The sequence below is a fragment of the Streptomyces sp. NPDC046122 genome (assembly GCF_056429965.1).
The window spans coordinates 905,576-924,220 of sequence record NZ_JBWKLQ010000002.1 but is presented as its reverse complement, the minus strand read 5'-3'; the positions used below and the strand labels follow the sequence as shown (position 1 = coordinate 924,220).

The following is an 18,645-nucleotide window of genomic DNA, read 5'->3' as shown; positions in this document are numbered from 1 at the left end:
CCCACCTCTGCGGCGCTGGGTGCCGTGCCCGGAAGCCGCTCCTCCGGCCGCTACTCCCGGTCTCCGGCGTCTCCCGTGGTGTCGGCTCCCGTGTCCCGCGCGTCATCCGCATCCGCCGCGTCCACCGCGTACGCCTCCACCGCGAACAGCGAGTAGCCGAACGGCAGCGCCCGCTCGTCGCACTGCACCCGCACGAAGCGCGCGTTCCCGGCGTCCATCCGGACCGCCTCGCGGCCGCCCCGCCCGTCCCTGACCGTCGCCGCCGTGCGCCACGTGCGGCCGTCCTCGGAGACCTGGACGCGGTACCTCTTCGCGTACGCCTCCTGCCAGTGCAGTACGACCTGCCCGAGCCGCACCGGTTCCGCGAGCTCCGCCTGCCACCACGCCGAGGGGCCGATCGGTGACGTCCACCGGGTCGCCGGGTCGCCGTCGCTCGCGTTCGGCGCCGTGAAGTCGGCGGTCTCGTCACCGGACGACGACACCCGCACACCCGCGGCCCGGACCAGGTCGGGCCCGCCCGTACGCGGGAAGGCGCGCACCGTGAGGACGCTGTCCTGCCCGTCGAAGGACACCGGCACCTTGTACTCGCCCGCCGGCACCGCCTCGTCCACCCGGACGTCGAGCGGCACGGCGGTGGACGCGCCGCGCGGCACCGTGGTCGCCCGGGGCGTGCGGACCTCGATGCCCTTCGGGGCCCGCGCCGTCAGCCGGCCGCGGACCTCACCGGGCCGCTGCCCGGTCAGCCGTACCGTGACGCGCTCCGGCAGGCTGCCGCCGATCACCGCGTCCGTCTCGCTCCGCTCCAGCCGCAGCCCCGCCCGCGGCTCGTCCGCGAACCAGGGCACCACCCGGTGCACGACGGGCGCACTCCCGTCACCGGCCTCGTCCCAGGTCAGGCGCACGGCGTCGACCCGCGCCCGCCGGGTGTCCGTCTGCGTCCAGCCGCTGTCCGACAGCGTGCCCACGCGCCGCCAGCCCTCGCGCGGAACATGGGCCTCCAGCGCCGCGCCCTCGCCCGTACCCGGCTCCGTCATGGCGGTCAGCGCCTCGACGGGCCGCGCCCGGTCGAACCGGACCGTGTACGCACCGGCTTCCTCCGCGACGTCGCCCGCCGCACGGTCCGCGCCGGTCCAGGCGTCCGCCGCCCTGACGACCCGCACCAGGAAGGGGTCGAGCACCCCCGCGCCGACGGTGACCCGGCTCGCCTTCAGGGAGCCGCGCAGCGCGTCCAGGCCGAGCGAGGCGCGCCAGGCGGCCGGACCGTCGCCGCGCGCCTGCGCCTGGAGCAGGTCGACGGACAGTTCGCCCGCCCTGCCGTACCGCGCCAGCTGCTCGGTCCACGGCCGTACTTCGTCGTCGAAGGCGCCGCCCGCGGAGTCCCGGAGCCGCAGCGGGGCGTCGCGCATCACCGTGAACGCGTCGCGCAGCTTCCGCGCCGCCGCGTCCCGCTCGCCCGCGTCGGCGGACGCCCGGGTCCGCCAGAAGCCCTCGATGAGCGGCCGCAGGTACGCCGACTCCTCCCCGCCCAGCACGGACGAGGCGTGGTTGCCCGCCAGCGCCCGCATCGCCGCGCGGGCCGGGGCGCCGTCGCCCGCGAGGTCGTCCATCGCGGCCTCCCAGGACTCCTGCGGCCGGTAGCCGCGGGGGTTCCAGGCGTAGTCGGCGGCGGTGAACAGCGGGATGCGGGAGGCCGAAGCCTGCTCCATGGCGTTGGCGAGGAGGGCGGCGGAGCCGGACGCCACGGCGGGGTCCCGGCCGGTGTACGGGCCGAGGAAGATACGGTCCTGCGCGTAGTCGTTGACCGGGTAGTTGTCCATGGTGACCAGCGGATGGCCGAACGCGGCGCGCGCACCGGCGAGTTCACGTCCGGTGATCGTCTTCGGGACGACGCCGACACCCGTCCACGCCACGTGCACCCCGCCGTCCAGCTCGGCGGCGAGCGCCCGCCGGTAGTCGGTGTCGCCCTCCTGGTAGAACTCCGTCGGCATCACGGACAGCGGCTCGGACCCCGGATGCCGCTCCGCGAGGTGCCGCGCCACCGCGTTGGCCACCCGAGCGTGCGCCTTCGCCGCCGCCTCCGGTCCCGACCCGAACGTGTCGGCGTCCGCGCCGCAGTGCCACTCGCTGTAGCTGACGTCCTGGAACTGGAGCTGGAAGGACCGCACGCCCAGCGCCCACATGGCGTCGAACTTGCGGTTCATCGCCCTGACGTCGTCGTCGGACGACATGCACATGGCCTGCCCGGGAGCCACGGCCCAGCCGAGCGTCACGTGGTGGGCGCGGGCCTGCTCCGCGAGCGCCCGGAAGTCCGCGCGCTGCTCCGCCGGGTACGGGTCGCGCCATCGGGCCTGCCGGTACGGGTCGTCGCCGGGGGCGTAGAGGTACCGGTTCTGCTTCGTACGGGCCATGAAGTCGATCTGCGCGGCCCGCTCTTCGCGGGTCCACGGCTGCCCGTAGAAGCCCTCGGTCATGCCGCGCACGGCCGTCCCCGGCCAGTCCCGGACGGCGACTCCCGCGATCCGCTTCCCCCGGCCGTCCGGACCGGCGGTCACCAGTTGACGCAGGGTCTGGGCCGCGTGGAACAGGCCGTCGTCCCCGACGCCGTCGAGCGCCACCGTGTCGCGCCCGCCGACGTCGCCGACGGCTATCCGGTAGCCCCCGGGCGGCAGATCGGCGCGTTCGGGTGAGCGCAGGGCGCGCAGCGCGTCGTTCGCGCCGGTGCCGCCCGCCCGTACGACCAGGCCGCGCGCGGGCAGCGCCTCGTCGGGCCGCACGGTGTAGAGCGTCTTCACACCCGCGTCGCGCAGGACGTCGCCGAGCGCTTTCAGCGCGTACGGATCCGTATCCGCCTCCGCGACGAGCACCGCTTCCCCGCCCACCGGCACCGGCTGTCCGGCGGCCCGCATCGACTGCGGCCGGGGCCAGACGGACGGCGGTGCGGCGGCGTCGTTCCCGCGGTCCGGCTTCGCGGCGGCGGGGGAGCCGGGGCCCGGGTCGGAGGGGACGGCGAACGCTCCGTGCGAACCGCCGAGCAGTCCACCGATCACAGCGACCGCGACGGCGGTCGCGCCCCTCGCGCCTCTCCTGCGCCCGAACTGCACGGCCGTCTCCTCAGTCGCGTCAGCTTCCTGTGGGCCCCGAGCCCACCACCCGTCCGGCCGACTGTCAATTTTCGTACGGCGAACCAGGTGTGACGCGGGCCACGTTGATGGAACGTATACGTCTGCGGCCGTGTCCTCTGGGTAGGGCTGCTGTGACCACTTAGCCCACCGTAGGGAGGCCCCCCTGTGGCCGCTGCACAGCTCCTTCTCTCCGCCCTGTCCAAACCCGTGCCCGCTCCCCGTACCCAGCTCGACGACGCGTTCCCCTTCGACGACGCGGCATTCGCGGAGCCGCTGCTCACCTGCGAGCCGCCGCTGACCAGCGAACCGCCCATGGCCGACGCCGCCCCGCTCACCAGCGAGCCCCCGATGGCCGACGCCGCCCCCCTGACCAGCGAACCGACAGCCCACGGCACGGCATCGGGCGTGGAGCCCCTGGGGGTCTAGATGGGCCTTGCCCGGCTGGCGGCCCTGCACGGCGTCGCCACGTCCTACCAGCCTTCGGCACACCGCACGCTCCAGGTCCCCGACGACACGGTGGTGGCCGTTCTCGCGGCCCTCGGCGTCGACGCGCGCACGCCCGAGGCGGTGCGTACGGCCCTCGAGGCGCACGAGGCCGCCGCCGCCCGCCGCCTGCTGCCCGCCACGCTGGTGTCCTGGGCGGGCCCGGCCGGCCCCCAGCCGCCGCCCGCCCTCGCCGGCCTGCCGCCGGGCACCCGCCTGCGCGTCGAGACGGAGCAGGGCCCGGCCGTGGAATGGGACGTCCCGGCCCCCGACGTGCCCGAACCCGTCGCCGACTCCGCCCCGCCGCCCGCCGCCCCGGCCGCGACGAGCGACGGCGGCCCGGCGGGCGGCGAGGGCTGGGGACAGGTGCCCCTCGGCGTGCACCGGCTGACCGTCCGCACGCCGGAGGGCCGGGAGGACGCCGCCGCACTCGTCGTCGCGCCCGCCCGCGTGCCGCAGCCCCCCGGCCGCACCTACGGGTTCATGGTGCAGCTCTACTCCCTCCTCTCCCGGCGCTCCTGGGGCATGGGGGACCTCGGCGACCTGGCCGAGCTCGCCGCCTGGTCCGGCCGTTCCCTCGGCGTCGGCTTCGTCCAGATCAACCCGCTGCACGCGGCCGTCCCGGGCACGCCCACCGACCCGTCGCCGTACCGCCCGTCCTCCCGGCGCTTCCCCGACCCCGTCCACCTGCGGGTCGAGGACGTCCCGGAGTACGCCCACGTCCCGCCGGCGGACCGCGTCCGTATCGACGAACTGCTCGACCGGGCCGCCACCCTGCGCGACGGCGTCCTCAACAAGGGCGAGCTGATCGACCGCGACGCCGTGTGGCAGCTGAAGAAGCGGGCCCTCGAAATCCTCCGCGCGGTCCCGCTCGGCCCCGGCCGCCGCGCCGCCTACTGCGACTTCCTGGCCGAACAGGGCACGGCGCTGGAGGACCACGCCACCTGGTGCGCGCTGGCCGAGGTGCACGGGCCCGACTGGCACGCCTGGCCGGCCGAGCTGCGGGACGACCCGCACTCCGCCGCCGTCGAGCGCGCCCGCTGCGAGCTGCACGACCGCGTCGACCTGCACGGCTGGCTGGCATGGCTCACCGACTGCCAGCTCGCCGCCGCGCAGGGCGCCGCCCGCGATGCGGGCATGCCCGTCGGCATCGTCCACGACCTGGCCGTCGGCGTGCACCCGGGCGGCGCCGACGCCTGGGCACAGCAGCACGCGTACGCCCGAGGCATGTCCGTCGGCGCGCCCCCCGACGCCTTCAACGCGCTCGGCCAGGACTGGGGCCTGCCCCCGTGGCGCCCCGACGTCCTGGCCGCCGCCGCGTACGCCCCCTTCCGCGGCCTGCTGCGCGGCCTCCTGCGCCACGCCGGCGCCCTGCGCATCGACCACGTGATGGGGCTGTTCCGGCTCTGGTGGATCCCGCAGGGCCGCCGCCCGACCGACGGCACGTACGTCCGCTACGACGCCCAGGCGATGCTCGCCGTACTCGCCCTGGAGGCCCACCTGGCGGGAGCGAGCGTCATAGGGGAGGACCTGGGGACGGTCGAGCCGGGGGTGCGGGACGCGCTCGCCGAGCGCGGCGTGTCCGGCACGTCGGTGATGTGGTTCGAGCGCGACTGGGCCGGCACGGGCGAACCGCTCCCCCCGGAACACTGGCGCGAGCACTGCCTCGCCACCGCCACCACCCACGACCTGCCCTCCACGGCCGCCCGCCTGACGGGCGAGCACGTCGCACTGCGCCACCGGCTCGGACTGCTCACGCGCCCGCTGGAGGAAGAACGGGCCGAGGCGGCCGTAGAGGTGGCCGACTGGCTGTCGTACCTGGCCCGGCTCGGTCTGTTGCCGGAGGGCGCGGGCGACGAGGAGGGCGAGATCCGCGCCGTCTACCGCTTCCTGCTGCGCACCCCGGCCCGCATGGTCGGCATCTGGCTGCCGGACGCGGTGGGCGATCGCCGGCCGCAGAACCTGCCGGGCACCTGGGACCAGTACCCGAACTGGCGCCTGCCGGTCGCCGACGCCGAAGGACGTCCCACAACCCTGGAGGAACTGGCCGCCTCACCCCGCCTGCACGACCTGATCGCCGCTTTCCGGACCCGTACGGCACCCCCGGGCGCGCGGCCCTCGTAGCCGTTCGCTAGGTTGGCACCGTGGACAAGAAGAACGCCCTGCGCGCCGGTGCTGTAGCGGCCGGTACGACGCTGATGATGCTGCTCATGTCGTCCCCCGCGCTCGCGCTCACGCCGGACGACGGTGACGACCCGGGATCCGGCCTGAGTGTGGCCGAGACGCTCGGCCTGTATGTCGTGGCTCCGATCGCCCTGTTCGTGGTGATCGCGGGACTCGTCATGGTGCTGGACAAGTCCAAGAAGCAGAGCTGACCCACAGGCGGAGCCGACGGGCCCGCCCCGCACACGCCTGACCTTTCGTCGAGGGCGCCTCCACCGGAGGCGCCCTCGACGCGTTCGCACGGCGGCCCGGCCCGGGCACCACGGCAGCCGGACCTCGGGGCCGCCGTCCTTCCCCCGCCTCGACCGGAGCTGGACCGGACGGGGGCGGGACTTCGACCGGACGTGGACCGGACCTCGGGTCAGACCTTGTGGACGCCGGCCAGTAGCTGGCGCAGCAGCTCCTGAAGCTGCTCCACCTGTTCCTCGCCGAACCCTTCGAGCGCCTGGTGCTGCAGTGCCAGCCCCGCCGCCACGGCTTCGTCGACGGTCGCGAGGCCGCGCTCCGACAGCGTCACCCGCAGCCCGCGCCGGTCGTGCGGGTCGGGGCTCCGGCTGAGCAGCCCGGCCCGCTCCAGCTTGTCGAGCCGGCCCGTCATCCCGCCGGTCGTGAGCATCAGCGTCGCGGAGAGCTGGCGCGGCGAGAGCGTGTACGGCTCGCCGGAGCGGCGGAGCGTCGCCAGGACGTCGAACTCGCCGCGCGAGATCCCGAACCTGTCGTACGCCTTCTCCATGCGGTCGCCCATGGCGCGCGCGACGCGGTAGACACGGCCGAAGACAGCCATCGGCGCGGTGTCGAGATCCGGGCGCACCTCGGCCCACTGGGCGGTGATGGCGTCGACGGGGTCCTTGTCGGCCTGTGTGGTCATGACGGCAGTATCCGAAGGCTCCAGCTCGGCCGCAAGAAAGGTGCTTGCAAGGAAGTTAATTCCCCTCAAGTAGCTTGCCAATAAGTAGCTTAGGTCTAAGCTATATCCCCAACCACCTACCACCCACCACCGACTCCGCCACAACGTTTCCTCGGGGGCTGAAACCCATGAACCGTGCCGGGACCATCGCGCTCACCGCGCTCGCGCCCATCTCCTGGGGCTCGACGTACGCCGTCACCACCGAATTCCTGCCGCCCGACCGCCCGCTCTTCACCGGTCTGATGCGGGCCCTGCCCGCGGGGCTCGTACTGCTGGCGGTCGCCCGGACCCTTCCGCGCGGCGCCTGGTGGGCCAAGGCGGCGACGCTCGGGGCGCTGAACATCGGGGCGTTCTTCCCGCTGCTCTTCCTCTCCGCGTACCGCCTGCCCGGCGGTATGGCCGCGGTCTTCGGCTCGCTGGGGCCGCTGTGGGTGGCCGGACTCGCGGTGCTGCTCCTGAGCGAGAAACCGACCGTACGCACCCTGCTCACCGGCATCGCCGCGGCGCTCGGCGTAAGCCTGGTGGTGCTGCGCGCCACCGCCTCGCTGGACGCGATCGGCGTGGTGGCGGCACTGGCCTCGTCCGCCTCCATGGCAGCCGGCACCGTGCTCACCAAGCGGTGGGGACGGCCCGACGGAGTGGGCCCGCTGGTCATGACCGGCTGGCAGCTGACCGCCGGCGGCCTGCTGATCGCGCCCGTCGCCTTCCTGGTGGAGGGCGCGCCCCCGGCGCTCGACGGGCGGGCCGCCGCCGGTTACCTCTACCTCGCGCTGGTGAACACGGCGGTCGCGTACTGGCTCTGGTTCCGGGGCATCGGCCGGCTCACCGCGACCTCGGTGACCTTCCTCGGCCCCCTGTCGCCGCTCACCGCGGCAGTGATCGGCTGGGCGGCGCTCGGCGAGACGCTGACGCCGGTGCAACTCCTGGGGATGGCGATCGCGCTCGGCGCGACACTGTTCGGCCAGATGACCTTCTCAAGGCCGTCGAAGCCGCCGAAGTCGCCGAAACGGCGGAAGTCGTCCGAGTCGCCGGAGTCGTCGGGGTCGTCGAAGCCGCCGAAGCTGTCGAATTCGCCGAACCCACATCCTTTCAGCTCACCTAAAAGATACGATCGAAAAGATTCGATGGACCTGATGATTGGCGTGGTGCGACGGTAGGCCGAAACCAAGGGCGGACTCGCCCACGGGACGAGAGCCGTCGGAGGGAACACCAGTGGCAGTAGGCCGGGACCGCGCCCGCATCGGCACTGAGCCGCAGGCCGTGACGGTGACGGGGGCGAGGACCGAAACGGCGGCGGCGGTGGCGGGGCTCGTGCTCGCGGCCGTCGCCACGGTCGTCTGGTCCGGCAGCTTCGTCACCTCCCGCGCCCTCCACGATTCCGTCCCTCCCGTACAGGCGGCCTTCTGGCGCTGGATCGTGGCGATCGCTGCCGTGACCCCCTTCGCGGCCCGCCAGTCATGGCGCCAACGGGCCTTACTACGAGCCCACTTGGGCTTCGTCGTCCTGGCCTCGCTCCTCGGCGTCACGGTCTACAACACCTTGGTGAACCAGGCGGGCCTCTCGACGTCGGCCGGCAACATGGGCATGATCATGGCCGCTTCGCCCGTCCTGATGGCCGTGTACGAACGCCTGGGAGGCGCCCGCATCGGCGCCCGCCGCACGTGCGGGATGCTGGTGGCCTGCGCCGGGGTGCTGCTCCTGGTCAGCAAGGGCTCGCTCGACGTGGACTTCGCCGCAGGGGACCTGTGGATGCTGGCGGCGGCGGTCTGTTTCGGCTCGTACAGTGCGTTGCTGCGCCGCAAGCCGGCGGAGATCGGAGGACTGGCGTTCCTCTTCAGCACGTTCGTGCTGGGCGCGTTGATGCTGTCGCCGGCGTACGCCGTCAGCCTGTCGCTCCAAGGCGGCTTCGAGGCGACGGCGGGAACGGTCGGCCCGCTGGTCTACGTGGGTGTCTTCTCCTCCGCCGTCGCGTTCTTCGCCTGGAACAAGGCGATCGCGCTGGTCGGCGCGGCGAGGGCGGGCGTCGTCTACTACCTCCAGCCGGTGTGCGTCGCCCTGCTGTCCTTCGCCGTGCTGGGCGAGGCGACGGGCCCGGCGCAGATCGTGTGCATGGCGCTGATCCTGGGCGGAGTGATGCTGGGCGCGGGGCGGGGGCGAGCCGGGAAGGTGACAGCTGGGGGGACGAACCGGGAAGGTGACGGCTGGGGGGACGAGCGGGAAGGTGACGGCTCGGGGACGAGGGTGACAGGTGGGGGACGAAGGTGACGGGTGGGGCTTTCGCCGTCGACCTGCACGGACGTCGGGATACATTCCGTCCCATGATCGAGTGGGACATCAAGAAGCTGCGGATTCTGCGGACCCTGCGCGACCGGGGAACCGTCACCGCGACGGCCGAGGCGCTGATGATGACGCCGTCGGCCGTCTCGCAGCAACTCTCCAACCTCGGCAAGCAGCTCGGCGTACCCCTGCTGGAGGCGCACGGACGGCGGGTGCGTCTGACGGACGCCGCCCACCTGGTGCTGCGGCACGCGGAGGCGGTCTTCGCCCAACTCGAGCAGGCGGACGCCGAGTTGACGGGCTACGTACGCGGGGAGGCGGGGGAGGTGCGGGTGGGGGCGTTCTCGACGGCCGTGCCCGCGCTGGTGGTGCCGGCGGTGCAGCGACTCCGTACGACGCATCCTGCGCTGGAGGTGCGGGTGCGGGAGGCGGAGGCGGCGGAGGCGTACGAGCTGCTGGCGAGCGGGGCGGTGGACCTGGCGCTGTCGCTGGCGGCGCACGCGCCGACCGCCCGCGACCAGCAACTGGCCCGCGTGCCGCTGCTGGCGGACCCGCTCGACGTGGCGCTCCCGGCGGGACACCCGAAGGCGGCGGCGCCGGGTCTGAGGCTCGCGGACCTCTCGGGCGAGCCGTGGATCTTCGGTGGGAGCGGGCCGTGGTCGGAGATCACGCGCCACGCGTGCGAGGCGGCGGGCTTCGTACCGGATCAGGCTCACAGTGCGGCCGGGTGGACGGCGATCCTGGCGATGGTGGAGGCGGGAATGGGCGTCGCGCTGGTGCCGCGGATGGCGGCGGCGGAGCGGCGAACGGGCGTGGTGATGCGGGTCCTGAGCGCGGATCAGCCCCAGCGCCACGTGGTGGCGGCGGTGCGCCGAGGAGCGGAAGCGGGCCCTGCGGTGGCCCGCGTCCTGTCGGCCCTCCGCGAGGTCGCCACGGCACGGCGGGGGTGAGGGGTGGGGGGCCACTCGTTCCTTCGGAGGGCTTCGTGGGTGGGGCGGGGGTACTCGGATTGTGGTGCGGGTCGGTTTGGTGGCTTGCGGGTGATGTGGGTGGGGGTGCGGACGGTTTGTGGGTGGTGCGGCCCCAGTCTCGGCGGGTGCGGCGACGGTTGTTGGTGCGACACCGCGATTCCGGACCGGCGTGAGCGCCCGGGTTGGTGGGTGGTTGGTGGGTCGGGTCGACCTGCGGGCCTTATCCGGTCCATGCGCGGGGCGTGGGGTGAACCGAACTCCACAGTGCCCTCACCGGCCGATGCGCGAGAGTGCCCACGCATCACGCATCGCGACCGTTCAGTTGCACTTAAAAGCTTGTCCAGAAACTTTCGATGGACCTGACCGTTCGGCCAATGTGACAGTCATTCCATGACGACGGCGAAGACGGCGAAGACGACGAAGAAGACGACCGAGACGACGCAGACGACGGCGGCGAACGCGACGGCGCAGGCCGCTGACCCGCACGCCAACGACGCCGCCCCCTACGGGGGAGGCGACCCGTACGCCGACTACCGGGGTGGGGACTTCGCCTTCACCGAACTCGTCGACCTGGCCGACCGGCGTCTCGGGGCCGGGGTCATCGCCGCCAACGACGAGTTCTTCGCCGAGCGCGAGAATCTCCTCGTACGCGAGCGAGCCGTCTTCGACCCGGAGCACTTCGGGCACAAGGGCAAGATCATGGACGGCTGGGAGACCCGCCGCCGACGCGGCGTCGACGCCGCGCACCCCTTCCCGGCGCCCGACGACCACGACTGGGCCATCGTCCGCCTCGGTGCCCCCGGCGTCATTCGCGGCATCGTCGTCGACACCGCGCACTTCCGTGGCAACTACCCGCAGCGGGTGAGCGTCCAGGCGGCCTCCGTGGAGGGTTCGCCGAGCCCCGAGCAGCTGCTCGCCGCCGATGTGAAGTGGGAGGAGATCGTCCCCATGACGCCCGTGCGCGGTCACGCCGCCAACGGGTTCGAGATCACCAGCGAGCGCCGCTACACGCACGTGCGGCTCTGCCAGCACCCCGACGGCGGCGTCGCCCGCCTCCGCGTGCACGGTGAGGTCGTGCCCGACCCCGAGTGGCTCGACCTGCTCGGGACCGTCGACCTGGTCTCCGTACTCAACGGGGGCGTGTACGAGGACGCTTCCGACAAGTTCTACTCCTCGCCGACGCAGATCATCCTGCCGGGGACCTCGCGCAAGATGGACGACGGGTGGGAGAACCGCCGCCGTCGCGTGCGCGACACCAACGACTGGGTGCGCTTCCGGCTCGTCGCGCAGGGCGCCATTCGCGCCGTCGAGATCGACACGGCGTACCTCAAGGGGAACTCCGCCGGCTGGATCGCCCTGAGCGGGCGCAACGGCGAGACCGGTGAGTGGTTCGAGATCATTCCGCGCACCAAGCTCCAGCCCGACACGCTGCACCGCTTCAAGCTCGCCGCCCAGGCTGTCGCCACCCACGTACGCCTCGACGCCTTCCCCGACGGCGGCGTGGCCCGGATGCGCCTGCACGGGGCGCTCACCGAGCAGGGCGCGGACGAGCTGCGGGCGCGGTACGAGGCCGTCGCCGGCCAGTAGCCCCGGCCAGTGGCCCAGTGGGTGGTCCAGGCCGGTACCCACACGGTTCGGTTTCCGGGCTGCCTCGGCCGGCAGTCCGGCTCCAAGGCCCCGCCCGGCGGACGGCAGCGGCACAGCGCCCGGCCGTCGGGCGGTTTCAACGTGAGCGGAGGGCGCCCCTGCCGGTAGGCGGGGGCGCCCTCTCGATGTGCCTGCGGGTTCGTGAGCGGGTGCACGAGCACGCGCACGGACGGGGCACGAGCACGTGCGCGAACGAGGCGCACAAACGGGGTGCACGAGCGGGTTCGTCAACGGTATCAAGGGCGGGCGGGTGAGCGGCTCGGGTGCGGTTCCCCGCCGCCCGATGTCCGCTACCCACTACCCGCTACCCGTCCCCCCTACGCCTCCTACGCCGCCTACCCCCTACGCCGCTCCCGCGTCCGCCGTCTGGGCCTTCAGGGCCCGTTCGATGCCGGCGCGGGATTCCAGGACCAGGCGGCGCAGTGCCGGGCTCGGGTCGGTCGCGGCCAGCCAGGCGTCCGTCGCGTCCAGGGTCTCCTGCGAGACCTGGACCGCCGGGTACAGGCCGACTGCGATCTGCTGGGCCATCTCGTGGCTGCGCGAGTCCCAGATGCCCTTGACCGACGCGAAGTACTTCTGCGTGTACGGCGCGAGCAGCTCACGCTGGGCCGGGTCGGTCTGGATGAAGCCGCCGATCACGGCCTCCTGCGCCGAGTTCGGCAGCGTGTCGGAGTCGATGACCGACGCCCACGCCTCCGCCTTCGCCTCGGCGGTCGGCCGCGCGGCCCGCGCCGACATCGCGTGCAGTTCGCCCGCCGACGTCTTGTCGCGCTCCAGCTCCGCCGCGATCGCCTTCTCGTCCGCGCGGCCGGTTGCCGCGAGCCGGCCGAGGAACGCCCAGCGCATCTCGGTGTCGACGGCCAGGCCGTCCAGCGTCCAGGTGCCGTCCAGCAGGCCCTGGAGAAGGTCGAGCTGTTCGTCGGTACGGGCCGTGGCGGCGAAGGCGCGCGCCCACGCCACCTGGTGGTCGCTGCCCGGCTCGGCCGCGCGCAGGTGCTCCAGCGTCGCCGCCGTCCACCGCGCCAGGCCCGTCTCGCGCCACTGCGGCGCCGCGTACAGCTCCAGTGCGAGCTTCGCCTGGCGGTGCAGGGACTGGACCACGCCGATGTCCGACTCCTTGCCGATGCCCGACAGGACCAGCGCCAGGTAGTCGCGGGTGGCGAGCTCGCCGTCGCGGGTCATGTCCCAGGCGGCCGACCAGCACAGCGCGCGCGGCAGGGACTCGGCGAAGTCACCGATGTGCGCCGTGACCATGGCCAGCGAGTCGGCGTCCAGGCGGACCTTCGCGTACGACAGGTCGTCGTCGTTGAGGAGGACCACGGCCGGGCGGGGGGTGTTCGCGGGGAAGGGGACCTCGGTCAGCTCGGCCGCGTCCACGTCCATCTCGATGCGGTTCGTACGGACCAGGCGGCCCGCGCCGTCCAGGTCGTAGCAGCCCACCGCGATGCGGTGCGGGCGGAGGATGGAGGCGCCCTTCGCGCCGGCCGGGAGCGCCGGGGCCTCCTGGCGGACGGCGAAGGAGGTGATGGTGCCGTCCGCGGCCGTCTCGATCTCCGGGCGCAGGATGTTGATGCCGGCCGTCTCGAGCCACGCCTTCGACCAGGTCTTCAGGTCGCGGCCGGAGGTCTTCTCCAGGGCGCCGAGCAGGTCGGGCAGGCGCGTGTTGCCGAAGGCGTGCGCCTTGAAGTACGCCTGCACGCCCTTGAAGAACTCGTCCTGGCCGACGTACGCGACGAGCTGCTTCAGTACGGAAGCGCCCTTCGCGTACGTGATGCCGTCGAAGTTGACCAGTACGTCGTCCAGGTCACGGATGTCCGCCATGATCGGGTGCGTGGAGGGGAGCTGGTCCTGGCGGTAGGCCCAGGTCTTCTCCGAGTTCGCGAACGTCGTCCACGCGTGCGGCCACTTCGAGCCCTCCGCGTGCGCCTGGCAGGCGACCGACGTGTACGTGGCGAACGACTCGTTCAGCCACAGGTCGTTCCACCACTCCATGGTGACCAGGTCGCCGAACCACATGTGCGCCAGCTCGTGCAGGATGGTCTCGGCGCGCCGCTCGTATGCCGCGTCCGTCGTCCGGGAGCGGAAGATGTACTGGTCGCGGATGGTCACCGCGCCCGCGTTCTCCATCGCGCCCGCGTTGAACTCCGGCACGAAGAGCTGGTCGTACTTCGCGAAGGGGTACGGGTAGTCGAACTTCTCCTGGAACCAGTCGAAGCCCTGCCGCGTGACGTCGAAGATGTCGTCCGCGTCCAGGAACTCGGCGAGCGACGGGCGGCAGTAGATGCCCAGCGGCACGCTCTGGCCGTTCGCGTTCTCGTACGAGCTGTGGACGGAGTGGTACGGGCCGGCGATCAGCGCGGTGATGTAGGTCGAGATGCGCGGCGTCGGCTCGAAGACCCAGAGGTCGTCCTTCGGCTCCGGGGTGGGGGAGTTCGAGATCACCGTCCAGCCGGACGGGGCCTTCACGGTGAACTGGAACGTCGCCTTGAGGTCCGGCTGCTCGAAGGACGCGAAGACGCGGCGGGCGTCCGGCACCTCGAACTGGGTGTAGAGGTACGCCTGCTGGTCGACCGGGTCGACGAAGCGGTGGAGGCCCTCGCCCGTGTTGGTGTACGCGCAGTCGGCGACGACCTTCAGCTCGTTCGGGCCGGCCACGAGGTGCTTCAGGGCGATCCGCGAATCGCGGAAGACCGCGGCGACGTCGAGCGACTTCCCGTTCAGCACGACCTCGTGCACCGCCGGCGCCACCAGGTCGATGAAGGTCTCGGCCCCGGCCTCGGCGGACTCGAAGCGCACGGTCGTCACGGACCTGTACGAGCCGCCCTCCTGGGCGCCGCTCAGGTCGAGCTCGATCTCGTACGCGTCAACAGTGAGCAGGCTCGCCCGCTGCTGGGCCTCTTCACGGGTCAGATTCGTGCCAGGCACCCGGTCATCTCCTCGGTATGTGTCGTTTTTCGCCATCCTTCCACGCCGCCTGCGTCATGGCTGCTGAGTTAGCTCGCAGCTGACAGGGTGCGGTGTCCGAAGACCGCCGGTGCGGGGGCGGAGCGGTGCGCAGGCTGGTCGTATGACGAGGACAGTCCACACGCCCCGCCCCATCGCGGCCGGCGCGCTGCAGCAGCTGCGGGAGACCGACGACGCCGGGCGCCCCTGCGCCCCTCACACCGACGAGGAGGGCGGCGCGCCGCTGCGCTGCTGCCTGCGCCCGAGCGGGCGCGGCGAGCGCGTCGCGCTCGTGTCGTACGCGCCGCTGCGCCGCTGGGCGGCCGAGACGTGGGCCAGGCCCGGGGCGTACGACGAGCAGGGGCCCGTCTTCATCCACGCGCAGGAGTGCGGGGGCCCGCGGCCCGCCGACGGCTACCCCTTCGCGCGCCCGGGTGCGCTGCGCACGGTCCGCCGGTACGACGCCGAGGGGCGCATCGTCGGCGGCCGACTCCTGGAGATCCCACAGGACGCCACGGCGGGTTTCGACGCCGCGTTCGCGGAGGCGTTCGCCGACGAACGGGTGGCGCTGGTGCACGTGCGAGCCGTGGAGTACGGGTGCTTCCACTTCGAGGTCCGCAGGCTGTGACCCGGTGGCGGACCGCACGCGTACGCCCGGTGGGGCGGGGCTCCGGGGAACCCCGCCCCACCGGGCGTGGCGAACGTGACGAAGAGGTCAGCCCTTGAGCTCGGCGGCGACCAGCTCCGCGAGCTGCACGGCGTTGAGCGCCGCGCCCTTGCGCAGGTTGTCGCCGGAGAGGAACAGCGCCAAGCCGTTCTCGGCGGTCTCGTCGCGGCGGATGCGGCCGACGTACGAGACGTCCTTGCCCGCGGCCTGGAGCGGCGTCGGGATCTCGGAGAGCGCGACGCCCGGGGCGCCGGCAAGCAGCTCGGTGGCGCGCTCCACGCTCAGCGGGCGCTCGAAACGCACATTGACCTGGAGGGAGTGGCCGGAGAAGACCGGGACGCGTACGCAGGTGCCGGAGACCTTCAGCTCGGGGATCTCCAGGATCTTGCGGGACTCGTTGCGGAGCTTCTGCTCCTCGTCGGTCTCGAAGGAGCCGTCGTCGACGACGGAGCCGGCCAGCGGCAGCACGTTGAAGGCGATGGGGCGCTTGTAGACGCCGGGCTCGGGGAAGTCGACGGCCTCGCCGCTGTGGGTGAGCTCGGCGGCGTGGTCCACGACCTTCTTGACCTGGCCGTCGAGCTCGGCGACACCGGCCACACCCGAGCCGGACACGGCCTGGTAGGTGGTGGCCACCATGGCGGTCAGCCCGGCCTCGACGTGCAGCGGCTTGAGGACCGGCATCGCGGCCATCGTGGTGCAGTTCGGGTTGGCGATGATGCCCTTGGGGCGGTTCGCCACGGCGTGCGGGTTGACCTCGGAGACCACCAGCGGCACATCGGGGTCGCGGCGCCAGGCGGAGGAGTTGTCGATCACGACGGCGCCCTGCGAGGCGACCTTCTCGGCCAGCGCCTTGGAGGTCGCGCCACCGGCGGAGAAGAGCACGATGTCCAGGCCGGAGTAGTCGGCCGTCGACGCGTCCTCGACGGTGACGTCCTTGCCCTGCCACTCGATCGTGGAGCCCGCGGAACGGGCGGAGGCGAAGAGGCGGAGCTCGTCCACCGGGAACTCGCGCTCGGCCAGAATCCCGCGCATGACTGTGCCGACCTGACCGGTGGCTCCGACGATTCCGACCCTCACGACGACTCCTTCGTACGTACGAACGTGTAGCAGGCGGCTGACCTGGTGCTGCCACCCATCATGCGTCTCTCCAGGGCGGCCTTGTCCAATCCATTGTCCGGCCCCTGGACGCCGTGACCGCCGTCACCTCACTTCGAAACCCCAGCGCCCGCCGGTCCTGATCTGGAGGAAGCCGCTGGGGAAGGTGTGCAGGCCGGAACCGGTGGTGATACGTCGCACAGGCTCCAGGCGAGCGTCGAGCGCCCACACCACGGGGAGGTCAAGGTCGCCGAGCGCCTCGTGCGTGAGCATCATCTCGGCCTCGGGCCCGGTGTTGCGCACGACGGCGTAGCCCTGGCCGGACACCGCGTGGCCGACCACCGGGGCGCTCTCGGCGGCCATCGGCTCGATCTGCCAGCCGGTCGACGCGACGGCGGCCACCAGGACGTAGCAGTGGCCCGCGCCCGCCACCCAGAGCGGTCCCACGACCGGACGGCGCCTACCGCGGGTGTCGCCGGAGATCACCGCCTTGCCCGTCGCCTGGACGGTGCTGGTGGTGAGCGGGGCGTCGTCGGACGTGGTGCGGCGCAGGCCCAGGAGCGCGGGCGGCCCGTCGTAGCGGAAGACCGCGCTGCCGCTGCCCTCCAGCGGGCCGGTGAGCGCCGGAGCCGCGGCCGCCGGGTGCAGGTTCAGGTTCCAGTCGACGGCGTTGTCGACCCGCAGCCGGACCTCGGGCTCTCCGTTGCGGAACAGCAGGGTGCGGCCGTGCGGGCCGTGGTCGGTGCCGCGCAGGAAGCGCTCCTCGTCGTCGTACTCGTCGAGGATCACGACGTCGTACCCGAAGAGGGAGCCGTCACTCCGGATCGCGTACTCCAGGATCGCGGGGTGGCCCGGGTTCGGGTTGGTGAGGGTGACGGTGCTGGCGCCGCGCCCGGCGCCGGTGGCCCGGGCGGTGTCCGGGTCCATGACCGGCACCGGGCGGGGCGTGAGCGACCAGGGGCCGTCCGCCTCGACCTTGATCACGAGCGGGCCCTCGGTGAGGGGAACGGTCTGCCGCAGGGGGCCGGTCTCGTTGACGAGCAGGTCGTAGTCGTCGTCGAACTTCTCGGGCCTGCGGGAGCTGGACACGCCGAAGTAGCCGCCCTCGTCCTCGTCGCCGTCGAACGTCACGCCGAGGTCGGCCACGGGGCCGTCGTAGACCAGGATCTCGGGACCGAAGCCCCGGATGCCCTGGCCGACGGCGCGCGCGACGGAGAGCGGCTGCACCATCACGGTCCACTCGTTGTCCGCCTCGATCTTCAGCCGCAGGGGGCGGTCGGTGCGGTTCTGTACGAGCGCCCGGCCGCGGAAGGCGGTGAGGGTGGTGTTGAAGAGCAGCTCGTCGTCACGGTTGCGGCGGTCGAGGGTCTCGACGCAGAAGTAGCCCTCGCCCTCGTGCCAGCCCTCGACGATCACCGGACCCGGGGGGACGGGCGCGTCGACGGTGAGGACGTCGTTGCCGTGACCGCGGCGTACGAACGGGTGGAACCCGGGGCCGAAGGAGACGGGCACGGCGTCGCGCGGCTGCACGGCGTCCTGGACGACCGGCGCGGTGTTCTGGGCCGGAGCAGGGGCGTGCGCGGGTACGCCCGCCGGTGCGGGAGGAGGGGCGTACGCGGGTGCCGGAGCAGAGGCGTACGCCGGTGCGGGCGCGGGGGCCGGTGGTGCGGGCTGCGGCGCCTCGCCCCCGTCGACCGCGATGCCGAAGTCCGTCGCGAGCCCCGCGAGCCCGGAGGCGTAACCCTGCCCGACCGCACGGAACTTCCACCCGCTGCCGCGCCGGTAGAACTCGCCGATGACGAAGGCGGTCTCGGTCGTCGCGTCGTCCACGGCGTAGAGCGCGACCGGCGCTCCGCCGCCGGTGAGGACCTGGACGTACAGGCCGGGTACGGAGCCGAAGACCCCGCCGTCGCAGGAGCCGGCTATCAGCACCCGCTGCACGGCGGGCTCGACGCGCGGCAGGTCGACCTCCAGCCACTCGGCGAGCTGCCCGTTGCCCTCGTTGGTGCCCAGGTGCCGCACGGTGCCCGACGGGTGGTGCGGCTGGTTGTAGAAGACCAGGTCGGCGTCGCCGCGCACCTTGCCGTTCGCGTCCAGCAGGAGGGCCGAGGCGTCCACGGTCGGCGCCCCGGCGACGATCCGGCGGCAGACGGCCACCCGCAGAAGGTCAGTGGGCACTGGGGTGTTGGCCCCCTTGATGAGGTGCGTCATGGGAACCATGGTGACAGTGAAGATGATGTGAAGTCGATGGGCAGTTCGATCTCCTGCGGGCGGTCCCGCGGGAACGGCCGCCGGGGAAGACGGAGGGGC

The 18,645-nt window shown here is 72.8% G+C and carries 13 protein-coding genes; 8 read left to right on the top strand and 5 right to left on the bottom strand.

Translation table 11 applies throughout. From position 1 onward, the window contains the following. Window positions 1-50: 50 nt before the first annotated feature. On the bottom strand, window positions 51-3,101 hold the full coding sequence (locus AC07FK_RS09025) for a beta-N-acetylglucosaminidase domain-containing protein (protein ID WP_479103830.1): 3,051 nt from the start codon (window positions 3,099-3,101) through the stop codon (window positions 51-53). A 186-nt stretch (window positions 3,102-3,287) separates the two neighbouring features. On the opposite strand from AC07FK_RS09025, the gene AC07FK_RS09020 reads away from it, so the two are divergent. From AC07FK_RS09020 to AC07FK_RS09010, 3 genes are read left to right on the top strand one after another with little or no spacing between them, the layout of a single operon-like run. Beyond that, a complete protein-coding gene (locus AC07FK_RS09020; protein ID WP_479103829.1) occupies window positions 3,288-3,548 on the top strand; it encodes a hypothetical protein in 261 nt (86 codons plus the stop codon). Beyond that, complete coding sequence (gene malQ / locus AC07FK_RS09015; protein WP_479103827.1) at window positions 3,549-5,729, top strand: 4-alpha-glucanotransferase; 2,181 nt, start codon at window positions 3,549-3,551, stop codon at window positions 5,727-5,729. Window positions 5,730-5,749: 20 nt separating this feature from the next. After that, window positions 5,750-5,980 carry a hypothetical protein gene (locus tag AC07FK_RS09010; RefSeq protein ID WP_138896634.1) on the top strand — a complete coding sequence of 77 codons (231 nt, stop codon included), beginning with the start codon at window positions 5,750-5,752 and terminating at the stop codon, window positions 5,978-5,980. 209 nt (window positions 5,981-6,189) lie between these two features. Here AC07FK_RS09010 and AC07FK_RS09005 read toward each other — a convergent pair whose 3' ends face one another. Further along, window positions 6,190-6,696 (bottom strand): MarR family winged helix-turn-helix transcriptional regulator, encoded by a 507-nt coding sequence (locus AC07FK_RS09005; protein WP_479103825.1) that lies wholly within the window; start codon window positions 6,694-6,696, stop codon window positions 6,190-6,192. A gap of 167 nt (window positions 6,697-6,863) precedes the next feature. Between AC07FK_RS09005 and AC07FK_RS09000 the strand changes: the two genes are divergently transcribed. From AC07FK_RS09000 to alc, 4 genes are all read left to right on the top strand, one after another. Beyond that, a complete protein-coding gene (locus AC07FK_RS09000; RefSeq protein ID WP_479103824.1) occupies window positions 6,864-7,892 on the top strand; it encodes an EamA family transporter in 1,029 nt (342 codons plus the stop codon). A gap of 103 nt (window positions 7,893-7,995) precedes the next feature. Further along, a complete protein-coding gene (locus AC07FK_RS08995; RefSeq protein WP_479103954.1) occupies window positions 7,996-9,000 on the top strand; it encodes a DMT family transporter in 1,005 nt (334 codons plus the stop codon). 53 nt (window positions 9,001-9,053) lie between these two features. After that, on the top strand, window positions 9,054-9,962 hold the full coding sequence (locus AC07FK_RS08990; RefSeq protein WP_479103823.1) for a LysR family transcriptional regulator: 909 nt from the start codon (window positions 9,054-9,056) through the stop codon (window positions 9,960-9,962). Window positions 9,963-10,373: 411 nt separating this feature from the next. Continuing rightward, window positions 10,374-11,570 (top strand): allantoicase, encoded by a 1,197-nt coding sequence (gene alc / locus AC07FK_RS08985; protein WP_479103821.1) that lies wholly within the window; start codon window positions 10,374-10,376, stop codon window positions 11,568-11,570. A gap of 402 nt (window positions 11,571-11,972) precedes the next feature. Here alc and pepN read toward each other — a convergent pair whose 3' ends face one another. Further along, window positions 11,973-14,555: an aminopeptidase N gene (gene pepN, locus AC07FK_RS08980; RefSeq protein WP_479103820.1), complete on the bottom strand. Its 2,583-nt coding sequence runs from the start codon at window positions 14,553-14,555 to the stop codon at window positions 11,973-11,975. Between the two features lie 142 nt (window positions 14,556-14,697). On the opposite strand from pepN, the gene AC07FK_RS08975 reads away from it, so the two are divergent. Beyond that, window positions 14,698-15,201: a DUF1203 domain-containing protein gene (locus AC07FK_RS08975; RefSeq protein WP_479103818.1), complete on the top strand. Its 504-nt coding sequence runs from the start codon at window positions 14,698-14,700 to the stop codon at window positions 15,199-15,201. Window positions 15,202-15,288: 87 nt separating this feature from the next. Here AC07FK_RS08975 and AC07FK_RS08970 read toward each other — a convergent pair whose 3' ends face one another. Then, complete coding sequence (locus AC07FK_RS08970) at window positions 15,289-16,317, bottom strand: aspartate-semialdehyde dehydrogenase (RefSeq protein WP_479103816.1); 1,029 nt, start codon at window positions 16,315-16,317, stop codon at window positions 15,289-15,291. 123 nt (window positions 16,318-16,440) lie between these two features. Then, window positions 16,441-18,546, bottom strand: coding sequence for a TerD family protein (locus tag AC07FK_RS08965; protein WP_479103814.1), 2,106 nt, complete (start codon window positions 18,544-18,546; stop codon window positions 16,441-16,443). Window positions 18,547-18,645: the final 99 nt, after the last annotated feature.